This window comes from Thermus amyloliquefaciens (genome assembly GCF_000744885.1).
Taxonomy (GTDB): Bacteria; Deinococcota; Deinococci; order Deinococcales; family Thermaceae; genus Thermus; species Thermus amyloliquefaciens.
In genome coordinates, this window is the sequence record NZ_JQMV01000003.1 from 1,367,876 (window position 1) to 1,389,327 (window position 21,452).

General features: G+C 67.7%; 26 protein-coding genes. 18 read left to right on the plus strand and 8 right to left on the minus strand.

Features of this window, described 5'->3' with window-relative positions:
* Positions 1–76: 76 nt before the first annotated feature.
* From BS74_RS07320 to BS74_RS07330, 3 genes are read right to left on the minus strand one after another with little or no spacing between them, the layout of a single operon-like run.
* On the minus strand, positions 77–373 hold the full coding sequence (locus BS74_RS07320; RefSeq protein ID WP_038057473.1) for a hypothetical protein: 297 nt from the start codon (positions 371–373) through the stop codon (positions 77–79).
* Positions 363–1,796 (minus strand): cbb3-type cytochrome c oxidase subunit I, encoded by a 1,434-nt coding sequence (locus BS74_RS07325; protein WP_038057475.1) that lies wholly within the window; start codon positions 1,794–1,796, stop codon positions 363–365. Before BS74_RS07325 ends, BS74_RS07320 begins: the two co-directional genes overlap by 11 nt.
* Before the next feature lie 10 nt (positions 1,797–1,806).
* The gene (locus BS74_RS07330) at positions 1,807–2,472 is read right to left on the minus strand and encodes a c-type cytochrome (protein WP_038057477.1); all 666 of its coding nucleotides are present in this window, start codon (positions 2,470–2,472) and stop codon (positions 1,807–1,809) included.
* Positions 2,473–2,730: 258 nt separating this feature from the next.
* Here BS74_RS07330 and BS74_RS07335 point away from each other — a divergent pair, with 258 nt between their 5' ends.
* Genes BS74_RS07335 through BS74_RS07360 form a run of 6 tightly spaced genes read left to right on the plus strand, consistent with a single transcriptional unit; the run spans position 2,731 to position 6,235 of the window.
* Positions 2,731–3,138, plus strand: a complete 408-nt coding sequence (locus BS74_RS07335) for an RrF2 family transcriptional regulator (RefSeq protein ID WP_245606093.1) — start codon at positions 2,731–2,733, stop codon at positions 3,136–3,138.
* A 46-nt stretch (positions 3,139–3,184) separates the two neighbouring features.
* Positions 3,185–3,385, plus strand: coding sequence for a DUF542 domain-containing protein (locus tag BS74_RS07340; protein ID WP_038057486.1), 201 nt, complete (start codon positions 3,185–3,187; stop codon positions 3,383–3,385).
* Entirely contained in the window at positions 3,382–3,678 is a 297-nt protein-coding gene (locus BS74_RS07345; RefSeq protein ID WP_038057488.1) for a cupin domain-containing protein, read from the plus strand. The genes BS74_RS07340 and BS74_RS07345 overlap by 4 nt, the downstream gene beginning before the upstream one ends.
* Positions 3,675–4,052, plus strand: coding sequence for a hypothetical protein (locus tag BS74_RS07350; protein ID WP_038057489.1), 378 nt, complete (start codon positions 3,675–3,677; stop codon positions 4,050–4,052). Before BS74_RS07345 ends, BS74_RS07350 begins: the two co-directional genes overlap by 4 nt.
* Positions 4,053–4,075: 23 nt before the next feature.
* A complete protein-coding gene (locus tag BS74_RS13010) occupies positions 4,076–5,173 on the plus strand; it encodes a HAMP domain-containing protein (protein WP_038057490.1) in 1,098 nt (365 codons plus the stop codon).
* 57 nt (positions 5,174–5,230) lie between these two features.
* Positions 5,231–6,235, plus strand: coding sequence for a S1C family serine protease (locus BS74_RS07360; protein WP_038057491.1), 1,005 nt, complete (start codon positions 5,231–5,233; stop codon positions 6,233–6,235).
* Here BS74_RS07360 and BS74_RS07365 read toward each other — a convergent pair whose 3' ends face one another.
* The gene (locus BS74_RS07365) at positions 6,236–7,210 is read right to left on the minus strand and encodes a P1 family peptidase (protein ID WP_038057493.1); all 975 of its coding nucleotides are present in this window, start codon (positions 7,208–7,210) and stop codon (positions 6,236–6,238) included.
* 44 nt (positions 7,211–7,254) lie between these two features.
* Between BS74_RS07365 and BS74_RS07370 the strand changes: the two genes are divergently transcribed.
* The 6 genes from BS74_RS07370 to BS74_RS07395 are packed head-to-tail and all read left to right on the plus strand — an operon-like array spanning position 7,255 to position 13,146.
* Entirely contained in the window at positions 7,255–8,316 is a 1,062-nt protein-coding gene (locus BS74_RS07370) for a class II aldolase/adducin family protein (RefSeq protein ID WP_038057495.1), read from the plus strand.
* Complete coding sequence (locus BS74_RS07375) at positions 8,313–9,407, plus strand: zinc-dependent alcohol dehydrogenase (RefSeq protein WP_038057497.1); 1,095 nt, start codon at positions 8,313–8,315, stop codon at positions 9,405–9,407. Before BS74_RS07370 ends, BS74_RS07375 begins: the two co-directional genes overlap by 4 nt.
* A 56-nt stretch (positions 9,408–9,463) precedes the next feature.
* Positions 9,464–10,501 carry an AAA family ATPase gene (locus BS74_RS07380; RefSeq protein ID WP_038057499.1) on the plus strand — a complete coding sequence of 346 codons (1,038 nt, stop codon included), beginning with the start codon at positions 9,464–9,466 and terminating at the stop codon, positions 10,499–10,501.
* Positions 10,461–11,330, plus strand: a complete 870-nt coding sequence (locus BS74_RS13015) for a DUF58 domain-containing protein (protein WP_038057501.1) — start codon at positions 10,461–10,463, stop codon at positions 11,328–11,330. Before BS74_RS07380 ends, BS74_RS13015 begins: the two co-directional genes overlap by 41 nt.
* Entirely contained in the window at positions 11,297–12,217 is a 921-nt protein-coding gene (locus BS74_RS07390) for a vWA domain-containing protein (protein WP_038057503.1), read from the plus strand. The genes BS74_RS13015 and BS74_RS07390 overlap by 34 nt, the downstream gene beginning before the upstream one ends.
* The gene (locus tag BS74_RS07395) at positions 12,214–13,146 is read left to right on the plus strand and encodes a vWA domain-containing protein (RefSeq protein WP_038058996.1); all 933 of its coding nucleotides are present in this window, start codon (positions 12,214–12,216) and stop codon (positions 13,144–13,146) included. Before BS74_RS07390 ends, BS74_RS07395 begins: the two co-directional genes overlap by 4 nt.
* Before the next feature lie 19 nt (positions 13,147–13,165).
* Here BS74_RS07395 and BS74_RS07400 read toward each other — a convergent pair whose 3' ends face one another.
* A complete protein-coding gene (locus BS74_RS07400; protein WP_038057504.1) occupies positions 13,166–13,432 on the minus strand; it encodes a hypothetical protein in 267 nt (88 codons plus the stop codon).
* A 108-nt stretch (positions 13,433–13,540) separates the two neighbouring features.
* Here BS74_RS07400 and BS74_RS07405 point away from each other — a divergent pair, with 108 nt between their 5' ends.
* The 5 genes from BS74_RS07405 to BS74_RS07425 are packed head-to-tail and all read left to right on the plus strand — an operon-like array spanning position 13,541 to position 16,674.
* The gene (locus BS74_RS07405; RefSeq protein WP_051946811.1) at positions 13,541–14,017 is read left to right on the plus strand and encodes a peroxiredoxin; all 477 of its coding nucleotides are present in this window, start codon (positions 13,541–13,543) and stop codon (positions 14,015–14,017) included.
* Entirely contained in the window at positions 14,014–14,229 is a 216-nt protein-coding gene (locus BS74_RS07410) for a dihydrofolate reductase family protein (RefSeq protein ID WP_038057506.1), read from the plus strand. Before BS74_RS07405 ends, BS74_RS07410 begins: the two co-directional genes overlap by 4 nt.
* A 24-nt stretch (positions 14,230–14,253) precedes the next feature.
* Positions 14,254–14,523, plus strand: coding sequence for a dihydrofolate reductase family protein (locus tag BS74_RS07415; protein WP_038057508.1), 270 nt, complete (start codon positions 14,254–14,256; stop codon positions 14,521–14,523).
* 10 nt (positions 14,524–14,533) lie between these two features.
* Positions 14,534–15,388: a cell division protein FtsX gene (locus tag BS74_RS07420; RefSeq protein ID WP_038057510.1), complete on the plus strand. Its 855-nt coding sequence runs from the start codon at positions 14,534–14,536 to the stop codon at positions 15,386–15,388.
* Positions 15,388–16,674 carry a murein hydrolase activator EnvC family protein gene (locus BS74_RS07425; RefSeq protein ID WP_185747712.1) on the plus strand — a complete coding sequence of 429 codons (1,287 nt, stop codon included), beginning with the start codon at positions 15,388–15,390 and terminating at the stop codon, positions 16,672–16,674. Before BS74_RS07420 ends, BS74_RS07425 begins: the two co-directional genes overlap by 1 nt.
* A 6-nt stretch (positions 16,675–16,680) precedes the next feature.
* Here BS74_RS07425 and hpf read toward each other — a convergent pair whose 3' ends face one another.
* Both hpf and ftsE read right to left on the minus strand, forming a co-directional pair.
* The gene (gene hpf, locus BS74_RS07430; RefSeq protein WP_038057512.1) at positions 16,681–17,241 is read right to left on the minus strand and encodes a ribosome hibernation-promoting factor, HPF/YfiA family; all 561 of its coding nucleotides are present in this window, start codon (positions 17,239–17,241) and stop codon (positions 16,681–16,683) included.
* Positions 17,238–17,966, minus strand: a complete 729-nt coding sequence (ftsE, locus tag BS74_RS07435; RefSeq protein ID WP_038057513.1) for a cell division ATP-binding protein FtsE — start codon at positions 17,964–17,966, stop codon at positions 17,238–17,240. The genes hpf and ftsE overlap by 4 nt, the downstream gene beginning before the upstream one ends.
* Positions 17,967–18,043: 77 nt before the next feature.
* Here ftsE and BS74_RS07440 point away from each other — a divergent pair, with 77 nt between their 5' ends.
* Complete coding sequence (locus BS74_RS07440; protein ID WP_038059001.1) at positions 18,044–19,369, plus strand: S41 family peptidase; 1,326 nt, start codon at positions 18,044–18,046, stop codon at positions 19,367–19,369.
* A 136-nt stretch (positions 19,370–19,505) separates the two neighbouring features.
* On the opposite strand, the gene metG is transcribed toward BS74_RS07440, so the two are convergent.
* Positions 19,506–21,395: a methionine--tRNA ligase gene (gene metG / locus BS74_RS07445; RefSeq protein WP_038057515.1), complete on the minus strand. Its 1,890-nt coding sequence runs from the start codon at positions 21,393–21,395 to the stop codon at positions 19,506–19,508.
* Positions 21,396–21,452 lie beyond the last annotated feature (57 nt).

Below are 21,452 nucleotides of genomic sequence, written 5' to 3' on the forward strand. Positions count from 1 at the left end.
GTCCTATGGCTAAAGTCCCTACAACGTTCCGCCTCCAAGCGGCAAAAACCGGAGTCCGGTTGGGGCAGGCAAGGGCCTAAAGGGCGTGCTCCTTCTCGTGGAAGGTGGTCACCACCCACCACATCCCCTGGGGGACGAAGAGGTAGACCAGGGAGCTGAAGGCGATCAGGTACTTCCAGAAGGGATCCAGATAGTTAGGCAGGATCATGCCCAAAGCCCCCAGGGCCTGCAAGGCGGCGAAGAGATAGGAAAAGGTAACGATGGAAGGCCTTTCCAGCATCCGCCCCAAGGCGTAGAACATGGCGTAGAAGCCTGCGGCGGAAACCATGAGCATGCCGTAAAGCATCAGGTCCCGCACCGCCTCACTGGTCATGGGCCCCCACCCCCTTTACCGCCCGGGCCTCACCCTTGCCGATGGTGACCAGGTCCCAAAGCAGGAGCAAGTAGCTCACCAGGAAGAAAACCCCGAAGACAAAACGCCAGACCATGCCGTTTTGGAACCAAGGATGCTGCTGGGCGTCGATGTAAGCCTGCCAGGTGCTACCCCCGATGGCCCGCTCCACCATGGTCTGGGTAAAGCCAGACACGGTCATGGCCGCAGACATGCCAAAGATGCCCACCACCATCAGCACAAACGCCCACTTCCAGAGTTTGGAGTCAAAACGGGCGAGCTCGGGACGGCGCACCTGATGCAACGCCATGTAGATCACCGTGAGGATGGCGGTTACGTAGGCCCCAAAGAAGGCCAGGTGGCCGTGGGCCGGGGCCAGCTGGGTGCCGTGGGAGTAGAGGTTGATCTGGGGCAGGGTCTGCATGAACCCCCAGACCCCGGCGCCGATGAAGTTGCCGAAAGCCTGGGCGATGGCCCAGAAGAGGGCGGGCTGGTTCACGGTGTGCATGCGGTGCATGCCGGCGTCATAAACCGCATGGACCACCATGGCCACCAAGGGTATGGGCTCGAGGGCGCTAAAGAACCCCCCCAGGCCCAGCCAGTACTCCGGGGTGCCGATCCAGAAGTAGTGGTGCCCAAGGCCCAGGATCCCGGTGCCGAAGACCAAGGCCACCTCCAGGTAAAGCCAGGTCTCCACGATGCGCCTGGGGGTCCCCAAAAGGTGCATCAGGGCCATGGCCATGATGGAACCCACCAGCACCTCCCAGGTGGCCTCCACCCAAAGGTGCACCACCCACCACCAGAAGTACTGGTCCATGGAAATGTTGGGGGTGTAGTGCATCCCCGCCGTGTAGAGCCCCGCCAAGGCCACCAGGTCAAACATCAACACCGCCACCACCCCGGTGATGCGCTGGGCCTTCAGGGCCGTGGCCACCACGTTGTAAAGGAAGATGGCCATCACCGCCACGATGCCCAAATCCGCCCAGCGGGGGGCTTCTATGTACTCCCGGCCCTCGGTGATGAGCCAGAGGGTAAAGGCGTTGCCCGGCCCATACTGCACGAGGAGATAAACCAAGACCACGATGCCCACCGCGGCGATGAGGGTGAAGAAGGCAAACCGGGCGAGCCGGATGCCCACCACCTCCCGCCCCAGCTCCAGGGGAAGGAACCAGTACACCCCCCCCATGAAGCCCAAAAGGAGCCAGACGATCATGGCGTTGATGTGGAGCATCCGGTTGGTCATGAAGTTAAGCTTGCCGTAGAGGAAATTGGGATCCAGGTACTGCCAGGCCGCCAGCAAACCGAAAAGGACCTGGGCCCCAAAAAGGGCCAAGGCCACCCAGAAGTACCAGAGGGCCAGTTTCTGGGACTCGTAGAGCCTTCCTTGCGGTAAAGCCTGGGTCATGGTCCACCTCCTACTGCACACCGGCGAAGCGGTCGGGGAAACCGTTGGTATCTATCGCCGACATCCACTTCAAGAAGGCCACCAAGGCCATGGCCTCCTCATCCGTAAGGCCCAGGTTGGGCATACGGCGGACAGAGGTGGGATAGCGGTCCGGGTGTTGAAGCCATGCCGCCATGGCCTCCTCCTTGGAGGCCTTCCCGGTCATGCCCTTGACCATGGTCTCCCACTTGGGGTCCAGCCAGGCGCGGGTGAGGTCGGGAGCGAAATAGGCCCCGTTGCCGAGAAGGGTGTGGCAGTCCATGCAGTTGCGGCTTTGCAAGGTCATCTTGCCCTTGTTGACCAGAGCGTAAGCCTCCTCCTCGCTCCAAACCTTGCCGAAAAACCCCACCTCCTCCCCTATGACCGGGATATCCCGGCGCTTCTCGTAATCCCGCTTAAGCCCGATCTCCTTGTTGATCACGGCATAGGCAGGAACCCGGGCCGAGCCTTCCCGGATCTGATTCAGAGAGTCAATGGTCAGATAGGCCAGGACGCCCGTCATGATCAGGGAGCTCACCACAGCCGCGTTGCGCCAGAAACGAGGCTCGAGCCATCCGGACCCCCGCGAAAGCCACAGGGTGAGGACCACGGTGGCGAAAAGGGCCCCGACGGTGGTTTCTATCCAGCCGATCTCCATACCTTACCCTCCTTTCACCTCCAGCTCATAAACTCGGACATTACCAGCCTGGTTTCCATGACCTGGGTCAAGGGCGAATGTCCCCGGGGGGCTTCCCCGGGACACCCCTCTTCAGGCCATGGAACCCCTCCTCCACTACCTCTACCACCACTCCTGTCCCAGGCCTGGTTCACCGGGGGAAGGTAGTGCCCTTCCCCGCATCCCCCGGGGGACTAAATCCAAGGGAATTACTATGTGGACATGCCGGTGCGGAGCCTTTTGAGACGCGAAGAGTCCTACGCCCTTCATGCGCTTTTGTTGTTGGCAGAGGAACCGGGGCTTGGTGCGGCGGAAATCGCCAAGAAGCTCAAGGCCCCGCCCGCCTTCCTGGCCAAGGTGCTCTCCAAACTGGCCAAAGCCGGCCTGGTGGAAAGCCGCATGGGCCGGGCCGGGGGGGTGTGGCTCAGACTTCCCCTCGAGGAGATCTCCCTCCTCAAGGTGATGGAAAGCCTCTCCGGTCCCGTGGCCCTGGACCTCTGCGCCACCCTGGGGCGTTGCCCCACGGAGGAAAGGCGGGGGTTTTGCTACCTCAAGCCCACTCTGGTGCGCATGAACCAGGAGATCCGCAAGGCCTTTTCCAGCCTCACCCTCAAGGACCTCCTCCCCGAAGCGCCCCAGAGGGCTTGACCGAGGTCATGGCGGGAAAACCCCTGGACGCCCAAGGCTAAGGGGCATGGAGGGGATCACCCTGAACACCACGGTCAACGAGACCCTCCGGCGCTTCCCCAAGGCGGTGGAGCTTCTCAATGGGCTAGGCCTGGACACCTGTTGCGGCGGGGCGGAACCCCTGGGGGAGGCGGCCAAGGCCGCAGGCCGGGAGCCAGAGGCGGTGCTTCGGGCCCTGGAGGCCTTCTTAGAGGGGGAAAGGGCATGAACCTCCTGGAGAAGGCCCGCTACGGAACGGTGCGGGGGGTTGAGCTCCTGGCCGACCACCCGGAGGTGCGCCTGGTCCTCTTCAGCCTGCAGGGGGGACAGGAGGTGCGGGGCAAAGGGGAGCCCCGGGTCCACCTGCTTTGCCTCGAGGGGCAGGGCCTCCTTTGGGCCGGGGAACGGAGCCTTCCCGCCACCCCCGGTACCCTCCTGGCCGCGGAGCCCGGGGAGGCCCACGGGGCCAAAGCCGGGGAGGGAAGCTTTCTGGTGCTTGGCATCATCACCCCCAGACCATGATCCCGGCAAGCCGCCTGGCCCTCACCTCCGCCCTCCTCTGGTTCCTGGCCGCCAACCTGGTGGGCCTCCTCCTCGGTCTGGGCCTCCTTCCCCACACCTGGCGGCCCGCCCATGCCCACCTGCAACTCCTAGGCTTCGTGAGCCTTATGATCTACGGGGTGGCCTACCACGCCTTGCCCCGGTTCCGGGGGGTGGTCTTCCGCAGGCCAGGACTGGCCCTCTTCCAGGTGCTTCTGGCCAATCTTGGCCTTCTGGGCATGGCCTTGGCCTGGGGCCTGGGACTTGGGAACCCCCTATGGGGGGTCTTTGCCACCCTTTCCCTCTTGGCCGGAACGCTCTTTGCCCTCCTCATGCTGGAGGTACTCTGGGGCTAGGGAACCCCATCTTGGAGAACGGTATGCGTGCGGCAGGTGTTCCCCTGAAAACCGTGGCCCTCCCCACGGAGCACGGGGGCTGGGGGTTCACCCTGGAACCCCTCCTCCTGGGCCTTTTGCTCTCGCCAGGACCCCACACCCTGGGCCTTTTTCTCCTGGGCCTCTTCGGGTTCCTGGCCCGGCACCCCTTGAAGCTGGCCTACCAGGACCTGCGGAAGCGCAGGCGCTATCCCCGAACCGGCCTGGCCCTGAAGGTGGGGGGAGGCTACGCGGCCTTGGCCTCCCTAGGCCTTCTCCTTACGGCCCTAACCGCGCAAGGCCCCTTTCTTCTTCCCCTTCTCCTCGCCCTACCCCTAGGGGCCTATATGCTTTGGGCGGATGCCGCCAACCGCTCCCGGGACCTCTTCCCCGAGATCGCCGCCGCCTTGACCATGGCCTCCTTAGCCCCAGCGGGGGTGCTGGCAGGTGGCTTGGGAGCAGAGATCGCCTGGGGAAGCTTTTTGGCCTTGGCCCTGAGGGATATCGCCGCCCTCTACTACGCCCGCACCCAGGTCCTCCGGGCCCGGGGAGGCCACCCCAAGGCTTACCCCGCCCACCTGGCCCTCTGGACCGCTACCCTTCTCGCCCTTCTCCTTCAAGGCCAAGGGCTCCTTCCCGCTCCCACGACCCTCGCCCTTCTCCTGCTGGCCCTTTATGGGAGCCTGGCCCTTCTCAGGCCCCCGGTGGAGGCCCGGGTCATCGGCTGGACGCAGATGGGCTTTGGCCTCCTGGTGGTCCTGGCCACCGCCTTGGGCTACACCCTCCAGGGGCTTCCCACCGCCCTTTTGGGGGTACCCGCCCTCCACCGGTTCCTGGGGTGGGCCCTGGTGGGGCTCGCCTTCGTGGCAGGGCTTTACCTCTTCCTGCGGAAGGAGGTCACCAGGCCCATCCGCCTTCTCCTGGGGCTTTACGACCTGAACGCCCTTTTGGGCCTCCTCCACCTGGTCTTCGTGTGGCAACCCCTCCCCCACCCCCTCCTGGCCCTCATCGGGGTGGTTCTCCTTCACCTCCTCCTCCGGCGGCCCCACCCCTGGCCGGCGGCGGGGTTCTTCCTCCTGGGCCTCCTCCTGCTTTGGCACTGAGGCCCAGATGGTGGGGAAGGCTCCTTTGCTGCGGCCAGGGGGTTGCACAATGGGGGCATGAGGCAAGCCTGGGGTTTTGCCCTTCTGGTACCCTTTGGCCTAGCCCTCTACGCCCTCCTGGCCACGGAGCCGCGCCTGCGCTGGGCCGAGCCCGTGCAAGCCCCGCCCGCGGGGCTTCAGGAGGTCTATGCCCGGGCCCACCCGGCGGTCCTCCGCATCGATGGCCCTGAGGGAAGCCGGGGCACGGGGTTCTTCTATGCCCCCGGCCTGGTGCTCACCGCCTACCACGTGGTGGGGGAGGGGGGGCCCTACACCCTGGTGCTCGCCAACCAGAGCCGGGCCACGGCCACCCTCCTGGGCTTCGCCGAGCCCCTGGACCTGGCGGTCCTGGCCACGGCGGCCCAGGCCCCAGCCCTCCTGCCCTTGGAAACCCAAAGGCGCCCACAGGTGGGGGAAGCCCTCCTGCACATCGGCAACGGCCGGGACCAGTTCATCGCCCCCCGCTATGGGCGCGTCACCCGGGTTTCCGCAGACCCCTCTCCCTTCCTGCCCCAAGGCCTGGTGGAGACCACCCTCCCCCTATCCCCTGGGGACTCGGGGGGGCCCGTGTTGAACCTGGAGGGGAAGGTGGTGGGGGTGGCGGTGGCCATCGGCCAGACGGAGGAGGGCTTCCGGAGCTTCTTCACCCCCCTTGCGGACCGGGGCCCGGTCCTGGCCAGGCTCGAGCAGGGGCAAAGGAGCTACTGGCCCTACCTGGGCCTTAGGGGCCCCCGGGGGCTTACCCCGGAGCTGGCCCGGGAGCTGGGCCTACCCCCAGGGGGCGTGGTGGTGGGGGAGGTGGTGCCGGGCGGGGCCGCCCACCGGGCAGGGTTAAAGGGTCTGGAATCGGGAGGGGTACCGGACGTGATCCTCGAGGTCAACGGGGTCCCGGTGAACAGCTTCGAGGACCTCCTTCGGGAGGTCCGCCGCCACCAGGTGGGGGAAAGGGTCCGCCTCACCGTACGCCGGGGCGGGGAGGTCTTCCGCCTGGAGGTGGAGCTCGCCCCCTTCCCCGGGCGGTAGTCAGCCCACAAGGTCCCGGTAGGCGGGAAGGCCCGGTACGCCTTCCGCCAGCAAAACCGCCCGCAGGACCGCCCGGGTCACGGCATCGGCGGCGTAGGCCCCAAGGCGCAACAGGGCGTAAGGGTCCACCCCCTTCCCCTCCCCCAGGGCCAAGGCGAAGACCAGGTCCCCGTCCAGGGGGGTGTGGGCCGGCCGGATGGCCCGGGCGATGCCATCCTGGGCCATGATGGCAAGCCTCTTGGCCTGGGCCTTGCTCAAGGGGGCGTCCGTGGCCACCACCGCCAGGGTGGTGTTCTGGCCCAGGAGGAAGGGGTAGCGGTAGTCCTCAGGCCTCCCCCGGTAGCGGGAGCGGTCCGGCAAAAGGGCCCTCTCCTCTTCCGCCAAAAGCTCCTCCCCGTAAAGCCTCCCCGTCCTGGGGTCAAAGGGGCGGCCCAGGCTGTTCACCGCCGCCAGGGCCAGGACCCGGTACCCCTCTTCCAAGGCATACCCCGCCAGGCCCACCCCGCCCTTGACCCCGCCCGCCACCGCCCCGGTACCCGCCCCCACGCTCCCCTCCCAAGGCTCAGACCCGGAAGCCAAGGCCGCCCGGTAGCCCGCCTCCCCATCGGGAGGGCGGTGGACCCTGCCCCGGCCCAGGTCGTAAAGCACCGCCGCGGGCACGATGGGCACCACACCCCCAGGGGTGGGAAAGCCCCTCCCCCGCTCCGCCAGGTAGCGCACCACCCCCTCCGCCGCCGCCAGGCCGAAGGCGCTTCCCCCGGTGAGGAGAACGGCCTGCACCCTTTCCACGGTGTTTTCCGGTTGGAGGAGGTCCGTCTCCCGGGTGCCGGGGGCCGCCCCCCGCACGTCCACCGCCCCCACAGCCCCCTCCTCCACCAGGACCACGGTGCAACCCGTGAGGGCCTCGAGGTCGGTGAAATGCCCCACCCCGATCCCCGGCCAAAGGGCCGCCTTACCCCACAAGGCTTCCGCCATAAGCCAAGTATCGGGTAGGCTAGGGAGCAGAACAAGGAGGGCATATGTGGGAGTACCTGATCCACGGCGAGGCCTCCCCCACCGTCCAAGCCTTTTTGGAAGGGCTGGGCAAAGCCCTGGAAGCCCAGGGGTTCCGCCACAACCCCAAGGCCCAGGCCCCCAACCTGGTGCTGAACGCCATTTCCCTGGAAAACCCGCGCCCTTACCGCCGGCGGGCCCAGGCCACCTTCGTGGCCTCGGTGCTGGAGCTTTCGGAGTTCCCCCAAGAACCCCTGCAAGCCCTCTACCCCTACCTGGTCCGCGCCCTTTCCAACGTGCTCCTGGCCTACGTTCCCGGCCAAGGGGTGAAGTTCCTCACCCTGGAGCTGGGGCACTACGACGAACCCATAGGGGAGGGGTTTTACGAAAGGGTGGCCGCCCGCCTAAGGCCCATCGCCTGTAGCCGCCTGGTCATCAACAACGTCTTCCACAAGGACCTCGAGCCTGAGCTTTGGCAAGGGGACGAGCTCACGGAAAGCATGTACTGGGCGGGAAAAAAGCTCAAGGAGTGGGACCTCCTTCCCGCCCCCTTCCCCATTGAGGAGATCCTTCCCCCCGAGGACCTCCGCCACGTGAAGCGGCTTTATGGCATCGGCGGGCTTTCGTATGGCAACCTCTCCGTGCGCAAGGACAAGGGGCGCTTCTGGATGTCGGCCAGCGGGGTGGACAAGGCCAACCTAAAGGAGATCGGCCGGGACATCCTCATGGTGAAGGACTACGATCCCGAGCAGAACGCCATCCTCCTCTCCGTCCCCCCCCATGTGGAGCCCCGGCGGGTGAGCGTGGACGCCATTGAGCACTGGATGATCTACCGGGAACACCCCGGGGTGGGGGCCATCCTGCACGTGCACGCCTGGATGGAAGGGGTGCCCGCCACCCCCTTCAACTACCCCTGCGGCACCTACGAGCTGGCCCAGGCGGTGGCGGAGAAGGTGCGCCAGGCCCCCGACCCCACCCGGGCGGTGGTGGGCCTCAAGAACCACGGCCTCACCATCACCGGGCGCAGCCTGGAGGAGATCATGGAGCGGATTGAGGGCAAGCTCATCCGCACCGTGCCCATGTCATGAAGGCCCTCCTCTACACCCCCTCCCTGCCCCGCTTCTTCGCCGCAAGGGCCCTGGGCAAACGCTTTCCCAAGGGGCTTCTCCCCTTGCGCCTGGCGGAGGTGCCCCTGCCCGAGCGGGAGGGGTTCTTGCGGGTGCGGGTGCGCCTAAGCGGGGTCTGCGGCTCGGACCTCGCCCTCCTCCACGGGAAAAGCCCCCCCTCCATAAGCCCCTTCTTCTCCTTTCCCGCCGTCCTGGGCCACGAGATCCTGGGAGAGGTGGAGGGAAGCCTGGTGGCCGTAAACCCCCTCCTCGCCTGCGCCGACCGGGGGCTTGCCCCCTGCCCCGCCTGCCAGCGGGGAGAGGAGGGGCTTTGCCAGAACGTGGCCGAAGGGGCCCTGGCCCCGGGGATGCTGGGCTACAACCGGGACCTCCCCGGGGGATGGGGGGAGTGGATCCTGGCCCGGCCCGAAAGGCTTTACCCCATCCCCGAGGGCGTACCCGAGGGGCGGGCGGTGCTTGCCGAGCCCTTGGCGGTGGTGCTCCGGGGGCTAGGGAAGCTCCACCCCTGGCCGGAGGAGATCCTCGTCCTGGGCATGGGCACCCTGGGCCTCCTCGCGGTGAGGCTGCTTCGGGCCTTAGGGTTTTCCGGGAAGGTCCACGCGGTGGCCAAGTACCCCGACCAGGCGGAGCGGGCCTTGGCCTTCGGAGCGGATCGGGTCTACGGAAGCGCCAAGGAGGCCCTCGAGGACCGGGCCCGGCGCTACCGCTACCTCCTCTTTGAGGGGTACCGGGGTGGGTATGAAGCGGTGGTGGAGGCTTCGGGAAGCGGGGCTGGCTTCCGGCAGGCCCTCACCCTGGCCCAAGAGGGGGGCAGGGTGCTCCTCCTGGGAGCCCCTGGGCTGGAGTGGGCCGACCTCTCCCCCTTCTGGTTCAAGGAGGTGGCCCTTTCGGGAAGCTACACCTACACCCGGGAGGAGTTCGCCCAGGCGGTGGCCCTCCTCCCGGAGCTTGGGGGCCTGGAACGCTTGGTGGCGGGGGCCTTCCCCTTGGAGGCCTGGCGGGAGGCCCTAAAGGCCCAGGGCAAGGCCCTCTTCCGGCCAAATGTGGCCTAAGGGCCACCGCTCCCCCACCGGGGGGCTATACTGGCTGGAAACCGCAGGGGGTGGGCATGGTCTGGGAAGAGGAACCCTTTGTGCAAGCGGGGGAGAAGCTCCGGGCCCTTCTGAAGGAGGTGAAGCGGGTCATCGTGGGCCAGGACCACCTGCTGGAGCGCATGCTGGTGGCCCTTCTCGCCCGGGGGCACCTGCTCATCGAGGGGGTGCCCGGCTTGGCCAAAACCTTGGCGGTGAAAACCCTGGCCCGGGCCGTGGGGGGTAGCTTCCAGCGGATCCAGTTCACCCCCGATCTGGTGCCCGCCGACCTCCTGGGAACCCGCATCTACAACCCCAAGGACGGGGAGTTCCGCACCGAGCTTGGCCCCATCTTCGCCCACCTCCTCCTGGCGGACGAAATCAACCGGGCCCCGGCCAAGGTGCAGTCCGCCCTCCTCGAGGCCATGCAGGAACGGCAGGTAACCCTGGGCAAGGAGACCTACCCCTTGCCCCAGCCCTTCCTGGTTCTGGCCACGCAAAACCCCATCGAAAGCGAGGGCACCTACCCTCTGCCCGAGGCCCAGCTGGACCGCTTCCTCCTCAAGGTGGTGGTGGACTACCCCGCCTTCCACGAGGAGCTCCTCATCGTGGAGCGCATGACCGCGGGGGAGGAGATTCACGTGGAGCAGGTCCTCAGCCTGGAGGAGCTCCTCTCCCTTTCCCGCCTGACGGACCGGGTCTACGTGCACCCCAAGGTGGCGGAGCACGCGGTGGCCCTGGTGCAAGCCACCCGCCATCTGGAAAGGGTGGGCCTTGGGGACCTCAAGCCCTTCGTGGCCTTCGGGGCCAGCCCTCGAGCCTCCTTGGCCCTGGTGCAAGGGGCCAAGGCCCTGGCCCTGGTGCGGGGCCGGGCCCACGCCCTGCCCGAGGACGTCCGCGACCTCTACCTGGACGCCCTCCGCCACCGCCTGGTCCTCTCCTACCAGGCCCTGGCGGAGGACGTGAGGGCAGAAACCGTGCTGGAGGCCATCCTCCAGCGCCTGCCCCCGCCCTTCGTGCCCCTGCATGACCCGTATGGAGACGCCCGAAGCCCTCTTGGCCCGGCTGGAGCTTGAGGTGGTCCGCCCCTTGGACGGGCTCCTCTTCGGGGACTACCGGGGGGTGTTCTACGGCCGCAGCCTGGACCTGGCGGAGGTGAGCCCCTTCAGCCCCGGGGACGAGGCGGAGCGCATCGACTGGCCCGCCACCGCCAGGACAGGGGAGCTCCACGTGCGCCGCTTCCGGGAGGAGCGGGAGCTCACCCTATGGCTGCTCCTGGACGGCAGCCCCTCCATGCGCTTTGGCTCCAGGAGGCGGGAGAAGTACGCCCTGGCCCTGGAGCTGGCCCTCTGCGCGGCCTACATCGCCCTGCGCCACGGGAACCGCGTGGGGGCCATCCTGCCCACCGGCCTCCTGCCCCCGAAAGGAGGCAAGGCGCAGGCTCTGCTCCTGGCGCGGGAAGCCCTTAAACCGGGGCGCGGGGCTCCTTTGGGGGAAGCCTTGGACCTCCTGGGACGGGTGGCCAGGCGGCGGAGCCTCCTTTTCGTCTTCTCGGACTTCCTGGACCCCTTTGAGGCCCCCCTCGCCCGCCTGGCGGCCCGGCACGACCTGGTGGCGGTCCTGGTGGAAGACCCCTGGGAGCGGGCGCTCCCGGAAGCGGGCGTGCTCTCCTTCCTGGACCCGGAAACGGGGGAGGCGGTGGAGGTGAACGCCCTGGACCGGAGGGTGCGGGAGGCCTACCGGAGGCGGGCCGAGGCCCTGCGGCAAGAGCGGATAAGGGGCCTGCAGCGCGCCAGGGCCCATCCCCTCCTGGCCTCCACGGAGAACGACCTGGTGCCCCTTCTCTTGGGGCTGGTGGAAAGGAGGCGAAGGTGGCCTTTCAAAACCCCACCGGCCTCCTCCTAGGCCTCCTCCTCCTGGGGGCTGGGGGGCTTCTCTTCCTCTGGGGGGAGCGGGCAGGCAGGAGGCGGCTCCTCAGGAGCCTGGACCCCGCCTTCGCCCCCCGGCCTAGGCCACCGGCCTGGCCCTACCTCCTGGCCCCCCTCCCCCTGCTCCTTGCCGCGGGCCGCCTCGAGGCCCCCCTCCCCTGGCGGGAAAACCTGACCCAGGTGGCGCTGGTGGTGGACACCAGCCACTCCATGGCCGCGGACGACGAAACCCCAAGCCGCCTGGAAAAGGCCAAGGACCTCGCCAAAACCTTCCTCCGGGGCCTGGACCCCTCGGTAAGGGTGGGGCTGGTGACCTTTGGCCCCCAGGCGGTCCTGGTCCTTTCCCCCACCACCGACCGCAAGTCCCTCCTCCAGGCCCTGGAGGCCTTGAAGCCTGGGGGGACGAGCCCCCTGGGGCAAGGCCTTCTCCAGGCCAAGCGCACCCTCCGGCCGGAAGGCCCCGAGGGGGATCTGCCCAAGGCCCAGCCCCCCGCCGCCCTGCTCCTCCTCTCTGACGGGGCGGCCAACGCCGGCCAGGACCCCCTGGAGGTGGGGGCGGAGCTGGCGCGGGCCGGCCTGCCCGTCTTCGTGCGCCCCCTGGGAAATCCCCAGGGGGCGGTGAGCCGCATCGGCCAGGGGCTCTTTTTCGTGCCCGCCGACCCCCTGCGCCTCCTGCGCCTGGCCCAGGCCACGGGGGGCGCGGCCCTGGGGGAGGACTTCCAACCCCTTTACCAGGCCCTACGGCCCCGGTACGTCTGGCGCATCCAGAACCAGGACCTCTCCCAGGCCTTGGTGGTGGCGGGCTTCCTGCTCCTCGCCTTCGGAGCCTACCGGAACCTGGCCCAAGAAGGGAGGTGGCCGTGAGCCTCCTGGCCCCTGAGGCCCTGAGCCTCCTGCTCCTCGTGGCCTTCCTCCTCCTGGGCCTCTACCGGAGGCGGCCCAAGGGACGCCTCCCCCACCCCCTGGTGCCCCTCCTCAAGGAGGCGGCCAAGGAAGCCCGGGGACCCCTTCCCTGGTTGCCCACGGCCCTTTTCCTCCTGGGGCTCCTCCTCCTGGCCCTGGGGGCCGCCAGGCCCCTCCTCCCGCTTCCCGGGCAGGTCAGGGAGAACGTGGTGGTGCTGGTGATGGACGTGAGCCGGAGCATGATGGCCTCCGACCTGAAGCCCAACCGCCTCGAGGCCGCCAAGCAAGCGGCCAAAACCTTCCTGGAGGAGGCCCCCCGGGGCCTCCGGGTGGCCCTGGTGGCCTTCAGCGGCTACGCCCACACCGTCCACCCCCCCACCGCGGACCGCAAGCGCCTTTGGGAAAGCCTGGAAAGCCTGGAATTCGGACGCTCCACCGCCATCGGCGAGGGGATCCTGGAGGCCCTGAACAACATCCGCCAGGCAGGGGGCAAAGGGGACATCCTCCTCCTCACCGACGGGCGCAACCGCACCGGTACCGACCCCCTGGAGGCCGCCAACGAGGCGGCTCGCATGGGGGTGCGCATCTTCGCCGTGGGGGTGGGGGTGCCCGGTTGGACCCCAGGCCCCGAGGACCCGGTGAGCGCCTTCGGCTTCTTCGCCGGGGCCTACGAGGTGGACGAGGAGCTTTTGTGGTCCCTGGCGGCCTTCACCGGAGGGCGCCACTTCCTGGTGGCCTCCGAGGGGGAACTCTTAGCCCTTTACCGGGAACTGGCCCAGGCGGTAAGGGTGGAGGTGGAGCCCCAGGAAGCCACCGGCCTCCTCGGCCTCCTGGGGGGCTTCCTGGCCCTTTTAGCCCTGGCGGCCAGGCGCTACCTCAGCCCCAGCTAAGGGCGGGGACTCAAGGGCTTCAGGAGCCCCCAAAGGGGTTAGGCACCGGTTCCACCGGGAAGAGCTCCTGGGGTTCGCCCCCCGGCACAGGGAGCATCCGGAAGAACTGGCCGTTCAGGAAGAGGTAGACCTGGGGCTCGCAGGCATCCCCGCCTTGGAGCGGCAGGGGAAGCTGCACGGGAACCCCCGCCGAAAAGCCCCCTACCCCCCCAGGGCCCCGGGCCACCCAAGCCATCCCCGCCCCCAGGAGTCCCCCCAGGAACAGGCCCAGCAGGAAGGACCTCATGCCCTGAGGGTAGCAAGCCTTTCCCCAGCGTGGGAGGGTGGGGACACCTTTTGGGCCTTTGCGGCCCCGGCCACCTTCGCCCCTCCCCATCCCCCTTAGGCTGGGGGCGTGCGCAACCTCCTCCTCCTGGGCTTCCTCCGGACCCAGCCCCTCGCCCCGGGGGACAAGGCCCCTATCCTCCAGGCCCGGGATAGCTACGGCCGCCCCGTGGACCTGCGGGGAAGCTGGGCGGTGCTCTGGTTTTACCCCAAGGCCAGAAGCCCCGGCTGCACCGCCCAGGCCAAGCGCTACTCCGAGCTTTACGGGGAGTTCCAGCGGCTTGGGGTCCAGGTCTTTGGGGTGAGCCACGACCCGGCCTCCGAGCAGTGCGCCTTCCTGGAACGGCTGGCCCTCCAAGGGGGGATGATCCCCGACCGGGACGGGCGGCTGGCCCGGGCCTACGGGGTGCGGAGCCTCTTCGGCCTCTACAGCCGGGACACCTTCCTCATCCACCCCGAGGGGCGCATCGAGCGGGTCTGGCGGGGGGTGAACCCCTTCAAGGATGCGGACACCGTGCTGGCCTACCTCAAGGAGCGGCTACGGTGAGGGTCATCTACCACCTGGCGGTGAGCCTGGACGGGGTGGCGGTCCATCCCGCGGGGCCGGGCTGGCTCCAGCCCTTTGCCGAAGCCGCCGAGGCCTACATCCCCAGGCTTCTGGCAGAAGTGGATGGCCTCCTGATGGGAAGGCGCACCTACGAGGAGGCCCTGGACCTGGGATGGGTCTTTGGGGACAAGCCCGCCTTGGTGGTGAGCTAAAGGCCTGGCCTTAGGGGCCCCGGGGTGCGGGTGCCAAGCCCCGAAGCCCTCTTCCCCCAAGCCACGGCCATGGGCCTCGCCGCCTTGTGGCTCGTGGGGGGGCCCACCTTGGCCAAGGCCCTCACGGCGCACCTGGAAGAGGTGCGGCTCGCCTACTGCCCGGTGGTCCTAGGCCAGGGAAGGCGGTTCCTGGACGATTTCTTGGAGTTAACGCTTCTGGACGCGGAAACCCTTCCCCAAGGCGTTCTCCTCGCCCGCTACCGACCAAAGCGCTTTCTCACGCAAGAGGCGTAAGATATAGGGCGTGTACGCCATCCGCGAGGGCCTGCGGCAGATTCGCCGTCACCCCACCTCGAGCCTCGCCACCTTCTTCACCGCGCTCGTGTCCTTTGCCCTCCTCTACTTCCTGGGCCTCCTCCTTTGGAACCTGGAGCGGGTGGTGGAGACCCTGGAGCGGGAGCTGGAGGTGGCGGCCTTCCTGCAAAGCGGGGCCAACGTGGAAGCCCTGCTCACGGAGATCCAGGGCTGGCCCGAGGTGGGGGAGGTGCGGCTTCAGAGCAAGGAGGAAGCCCTGGCCCAGCTGGTCCTGGACTACCCCTACCTGGCCGAGGCCAAGGACCTGGTGGAAAACCCCTTGCCCGATACCCTGCGCCTGAGGCTTAAGGAAACCGGGGCGGTGCGCCAGGTGGCGGAGAGGCTCAAGAGGCTTCCCGGGGTGGAAGGGGTGGAGTACGGCGGGGAGCTCACCGAGCGCCTGGTGCAGGTGCTCTCGGGAAGCCGCCTGGCCATGGGGCTTCTGGTGGGCCTCCTGCTCCTCAACACCTTCTTCAGCGTGATGGGCTCCATCCGGCTCTCGGTGGAAAGCCGCAAGGAGGCCCTGAGCATCATGCTCCTGGTGGGGGCCACCCGCCGCTTCATCCAAGGGCCCTTCCTTTGGGAAGGGGTGATCCTCACCCTAAGCGCGGGGGTCTTGGCGGTGCTCCTTGGGGGCCTTCTCTACCGGGCCTTGGCGCAGGCGGTCCAGGGGCTTTTGCCCTTCCTGCCCATCCTCAGCACCCCCGACCTTTGGCGCACGGGGGGGGTGGTCCTGCTGCTGGCCGCGGTCCTAGGGGCGGGGGGCGCCTACGCCGCGAGCCGGGCCTACCTGAGGGAGGTCTAGTGCGTTTTTGGGTCTTCGTGTCCTTCCTATTCCTCCTCCTCGCCCAGGGCCAGAGCTTGGCCACCCAGGAGGAAACCCTTCGCCGCTTGCAGGAACAGGCCGCCCGGGCCAAGGCCCTGGAGGCCCAAAGCCAGGCCCGGATCCAGGCCCTGAACCGGGAGCTTTCCCGCCTCACGGACCGGGTGCAGAACCTCCTCAAGGAGAAGGCCCGCCTCGAGGGGGAGATCGCCCGACTGGAGAAGGAGCGCACCGCCCTCCGGCAGGAGATCGCCCGCCTCAAGGCGGAGGTGGCCCGGGCCGAGGCCCGCATCGCCAAGCTGGAGCGGGACCTGGCCGACCTCAAGGAGCGGCTACGGAGGCTGATGCAAAGCCTGCACAGGGAAAAGGCGGGCCGCTACCTGCCCCTCCTCAGGGCCCAGTCCTTCACCGACCTGGCGGTGCGAGCCCGCTGGGTGGGCTACCTCTCCCAACAGGACGCGGCCTTGGTGCGCACCCTCCAGGCCACCCTGAAGGCCCTGAGGGAGGAACGGGAGCGGCTTGGCCTCCTCCTTGCCGACCTCACCGCCAAGGAGGAGGCCCTGGGGCAGACCCAAAGGGCCCTCGAGGCACAGAAGGGGGAGCTGGAGGCCACCCTGGCGAGCCTCAGGCGGGAGGAACAGGGCAAGAGGGCCCTTCTCCGGGAGGCCCTGACGGAGCGGCAGCGCCTCCAAGCCCAGCTGGCCCAGCTACAGGCGAGGGTCCTGGCGGAAAGGCAACGCCTCCTGGAACTCCAGCGCCAGGAGGAGGAGCGAAGAAGGCGGGAGGAGGAGGCGCGAAGGAGGCAGGAAGCCGAGAGGCGCCGCCTAGCGGCCCAGCCAGGGCCCCGAGGGCCCGAGGTGAGCGTGGTGGTGCCCCCTCCCCCCCTGCCCGCCACCGTGGGCCGGCTGGCCTTCCCCGTGCCCGGGGGGAGGATCCTGGTGCCCTATGGGCAGGAAGGCCCCTTCCAGGTCATCCAGGGCCCCGCCCCGGGAAGCCCGGTCCAGGCCGCCGCCGACGGGTACGTGGCGGGAATCCTCTACCTGCCCAACCTGGGCTACACGGTGATGCTGGTGCACACGGAAACCCTCTCCACCGTCTACACCAACCTGCAGGAGCCCTTGGTCCAGGAAGGGGAAAGGGTGCAAAGGGGCCAGCTTCTCGGCTACACGGGGGGAGGCCTCCTCATCCGCCCGGAGGAGATGGAGTTCAGGGTGGCGGTACGCGTAGGCGGAGAGACCCGCTTTGTGGATCCCTCCGCCTACTACTGAAGGCCTTCACGCGGGCTCAATCAGCCCGTAGTTGCCGTCCTTGCGGCGGTAGATCACGTTGATCTCGTCCGTCTTGGCGTTGCGGAACACGAAGAAGTCGTGACCCAAGGCCTCCATCTGGAAGGCCGCCTCCTCCGGGTCCATGGGCTTCATCTCAAAGCGCTTCACCCGGACGATCCTGGGACCCTCCTCCTCCTCGGGCTTGCGCAGGGCCTCGAGGTCCCGCACCTCAGGGGGCGGTGGCCCCTGGTAGGTGTGCCGCTTGCCCACGAAGCGCCGCTCCTTGTAGCGCTTCAGCTGGGTTTCCAGCCGGTCCACCATGCGGTCGATGGCGGCATAGAGATCCGGATCCTCCTCCTCCACCCTGACGAGCCCCCCGGGGAGGTCCACCTGCACCTCCGCCTTGGCCTTGCGGGCCACGTGGTTGCTGCCCGCCAAGGAGAGCACCACCTTGGCCATGAGCTCCCCATTTTGGTAGCGGTCCAGGCGGGAAAGCTTCTTTTCCACGTAGTCCCGAATGGCGTCGGTGATCTCCAGGTTGCGGCCGATGAGTTTGTAGACGTTCATACACCCTCCTTTCCGCCCCGGTCAGGGCTTTCCCTTACCCTTATGCTACCACCTTCCCCAGGGCGTTCGTCCCGCACCACCTGCCCGGCCTTCAGCACCACCACCCGCGCGGGATAGGCCTCCAAAAGCTCCCGGCTGTGGGTGGCCACCACCACCGTGGCCCCCCGCTGATGGGCGGCCTTGAGGATATCCAGCACCTGGAGGGCGTTGTCCAGGTCCAGGTTTCCCGTGGGCTCGTCCGCCAGGATCACCGGGGGGTCCAGGAGCAAGGCCCGGGCGATGGCCACCCGCTGGGCCTCCCCCACCGAAAGCTCATCGGGAAAGGCCCTTTTCTTGTGGGAAAGCCCCACCCGCCTTAGGGCTATGGCGATGCGCTCTCCCCATTCCCTGGGGGAAACCCCCTGCACCCGGAGCACAAAGGCCAGGTTCTCCTCCACCGTCATGTCGGCAAGGAGGCGGTGGTCCTGGAAGACCATCCCGATCCTGCGGCGGTGGAGGGCCACCTGGTCCCCTTTCAGGAGCCTGAGGTTTTGGCCCGCAAAGTACACCGCCCCCTGGGTGGGCAGAAGCCGGCGCAGGATCAGGGCCAGCAGGGTGGACTTCCCCGCCCCCGAGTGCCCCACCACGTAGACGAACTCCCCCTTTTTCACCTCGAGGCTCACGTTGTAAAGCGCCTTGGTCCCCGTGCGGGGGTACTCCAGGCCCACCCGGTGGAAGGCGATCATGCCCTTACTATACGGAAGACAGACCACGGTTGTTTCTCATGCTCGGGCGCTATAGTGGAGGCTAGGTGAGGGAAGAGATGAAAAAACGCGCATGGCTCATCGCAGGGCTCGGGGTGGTCCTGGCCCTGGTGTACGCCCAGCTTCCTCGTCCCCAGGCGGAAAACCCCCTGCAAAACCCCAACGGCCAGGCCCTCCTGGAGGTCTACCAAAGGATCCAGCAGGATTACCTGGAACCCTTGCCCCGGGAGAAGCTGAACGCCCTATTGGAGGGGGCCATCGGGGGCATGGTGTCCGCCTTGAAGGACCCCTTCACCAGCTACTCCCCGCCCCAACGGGCAAGCCTCCGGCAGGAGGACCTGAGGGGGGAGTTCTTCGGCATCGGGGCCACCCTCACCCCCGCCAACCCCGACGGCACGGGGGCCAAGATCGAAGGGGTGATGAAGGGCCTGCCCGCCCAGCGGGCGGGGATGCGGGCGGGGGATGTGATCCTGGAGGTGGACGGGGAGGATGTGACCGGCCTTCCCCTGCAAGAGGTGGTGGCCAGAATCCGGGGCCGTGAGGGCACCAAGGTCACCATCAAGGTGCGCCGGGAGGGGACCCCCGCTCCCCTGGTCTTCGAGCTCATCCGGGAGAAGGTGGAGATCATCTCCGTCTCCACGGGGAAGATCGGGGACGTGGGCTACATCGCCCTGGAGACCTTCGGCAACTTCAAGGTGGAGGACCAGCTGAAGCGGGCCATTGACGGGCTCAAGGCCCAGGGCATCAAGAAGCTCATCCTTGACCTGCGCGACAACGGGGGAGGCCTCCTGGACCAGGGTTGCGCGGTGGCCAGCGCCTTCTTGAAGGAAGGCCCCATCGTCTACACCCGCACCAAGAACCTCACCCGGGTCTGGTGCGAGGCCGCGGGGAAACCCTTGTGGGATGGCCCCATGGTGGTCCTGGTCAACGGGAACAGCGCCTCCGCCAGCGAGATCGTGGCCGGGGCCCTGCAGGACTACGGCCGGGCCAAGGTCATTGGGGAAAAGACCTTCGGCAAGGGCGTGGGGCAAACCCCCTACACCCTGGCCAACGGAGGCGAGCTCACCCTGGTCACCTTTGAGTGGCTCACCCCCAAGCACCGGGCCATCAACAAGGAGGGCCTGAAGCCCGACATCGAGGTGAAGGACACCCGTTTCCCCACCCCCTTCTCCCTGCAAGGGGCCGGGGCCCCGGCAGGCGCCGAGATCTCCGTGACCCTAAACGGCAAGACCGTGAAGGTCAAGGCCGATGCCGAGGGGAAGTTCACCTACGCCGAACCCCAGCGCCAGCGCCCCCTCCCCGAGGACCGGGGGCAGGCGGTCTTGGACCTGGAGCAAGACGCCATCCTCAAGCGGGCCCTGGAGGAGCTGAACGCCACCCGCTAAGTACCCCGTCGTGGCTTGCGCCACGGCGGGGACCCTAGAAAGCCTTTGGGCCTCGCTCTTCTTGCATCGGCACCTAGCCCTTTGAAAGCCAAGGGGCCGGGAAAAACCCGGCCCTTTTCCCTTCCCTCGCGCCAGGCTATTTCACCCAAGCCCCAGGGGGAATGTCCCCTTCCACCGTGACCAGGGCCAGCTTATCCCCCTCCGAAGCCGCCAGGATCATCCCCTGGCTCTCTATGCCCCGGAGCTTGGCCGGTTTCAGGTTGGCCACCACCACCACCTTCTTCCCCACCAGGTCCTCGGGGCGGTACCACTGGGCGATGCCGGAAACCACGGTGCGCTCCTCGCTCCCCAGGGAAAGCCTGAGCACCAGGAGCTTGTCGGCGTTGGGGTGCTTTTCCGCCCCCACCACCTCCGCCACCCGGAGCTCCACCTTGGCGAAGTCCTCGAGGCCAATCTGGGCGTTTTCCGCTTTTGCCGCTTCCACCCGGTCTCCTTTCCCGGCCGGGGACGGGCCGCCCCCGGCCGTTTCCTTGGGAAAGAGCAGGGGGACCTCCTGGGGAATGGGGCGGGGCTCGGCCAGGCCCCAACGCTCCGCCTCCTCCAAACGCACCTCCTCCTTGAGCCCCAAGGCGCGCCGAAGCTCGGCCATCTTCTCCGGCATGGCCGGGGTGAGGACGATGGAGGCGATGCGCAAACCCTCCACCACCCGGTAGAGCACCGCCTTTGCGCCCTCCGGATCCCGCCTATAGAGCTCCCAGGGGCGCCGTTCGTTGAGGTAGCGGTTCAGGCTCTTCACGTAGGCCATGACCTCCTCGAGGGCCACGTGGAACCTGAGCTCCCGCACCAAGAGGCGGAGGCGCTCCACGAGAAGCCTCCCCTCCTCCAACCCCTCCCCGGGCACCGGCTCCGGCACCCGCCCCCCGGCGTAGCGCAGGAGCATGGCCCGGGTGCGTTGCACCAGGTTCCCCAGGTCGTCCGCCAGGTCCGCCTCGTACCGGTTCTTGAGGGCCTCCTCGCCCACGGGGGTGTCCTGGCCGTAGGGGATTTCCCGGAGGAGGTAGTAGCGCACCGCGTCCTTCCCGTACTTCTCCGCTAGGGCAAAGGGGTCCACCACGTTCCCCAGGGTCTTGCTCATCTTGCGCCCATCCGGCCCCAAGAGGAAGCCGCCCACGTTCAGGTGGCGGTACATGGGAATGCCGGCCGCCTTCAACATGGTGGGCCAGAAGACGGCATGGGGCTTCAGGATGTCCTTGCCGATGAGGTGCCAGGCCTGGGGCCAGAAGACCCGGTACCGCTCCCCCTCGGGGTAGCCCAGGGCGGAAACGTAGTTGAGGAGGGCGTCAAACCACACGTAGGTCACGTGGGCCTCATCCCAGGGCAGGGGAATGCCCCAAGGGACGCGGGCCTTGGGCCGGGAGATGGAAAGATCCCCCACGGGCTCGGAGAGCATGGAGAGCACCTCATTCCTATACCCCTCGGGCCGGATGAGGTCGGGATGGGTCTGGAGGTAGTCAATGAGCCACTCACGGTACTTCTCCATGCGGAAGAAATAGTTCCCCTCCCGCCTCCTCTCCACGGGGCGGCCGTGAATAGGGCAAAGATCCCCCTCCAGCTCCTTCTCCGTGTAAAAGCGCTCGCAGCTTACGCAGTAAAGCCCCTCGTACTCCCCGTAGTAGATGTCCCCAGCCTCGTAGACCCTCTGCAAGACCTGTTGCACCACCCGCTTGTGCCGCTCCTCCGTGGTACGGATGAAATCGTCGTAGGCGATGCCCAGAAGCTCCCAAGCCTTGCGAAAGCGCTGGGATACCCGGTCCACAAAGGCCTGGGGATCCTCCCCCGCCCCAAGGGCCGCCCGGTAGACGGTTTCCCCATGCTCGTCGGTGCCGGTGAGGAAAAAGGTCCGGTACCCATCCAACCGGTGCCAGCGGGCCAGAAAGTCCGCCACCACCGTGGTGTAGGCGTGGCCCAGGTGGGGTTCCGCGTTCACGTAGTAGATGGGGGTGGTGATGTAAAAGACCTTTTCCATCCCTCCTCCAAGAAAAACCGGGGCATGCGCCCCGGGCGGGAGGCTCCTCCCGCCCTA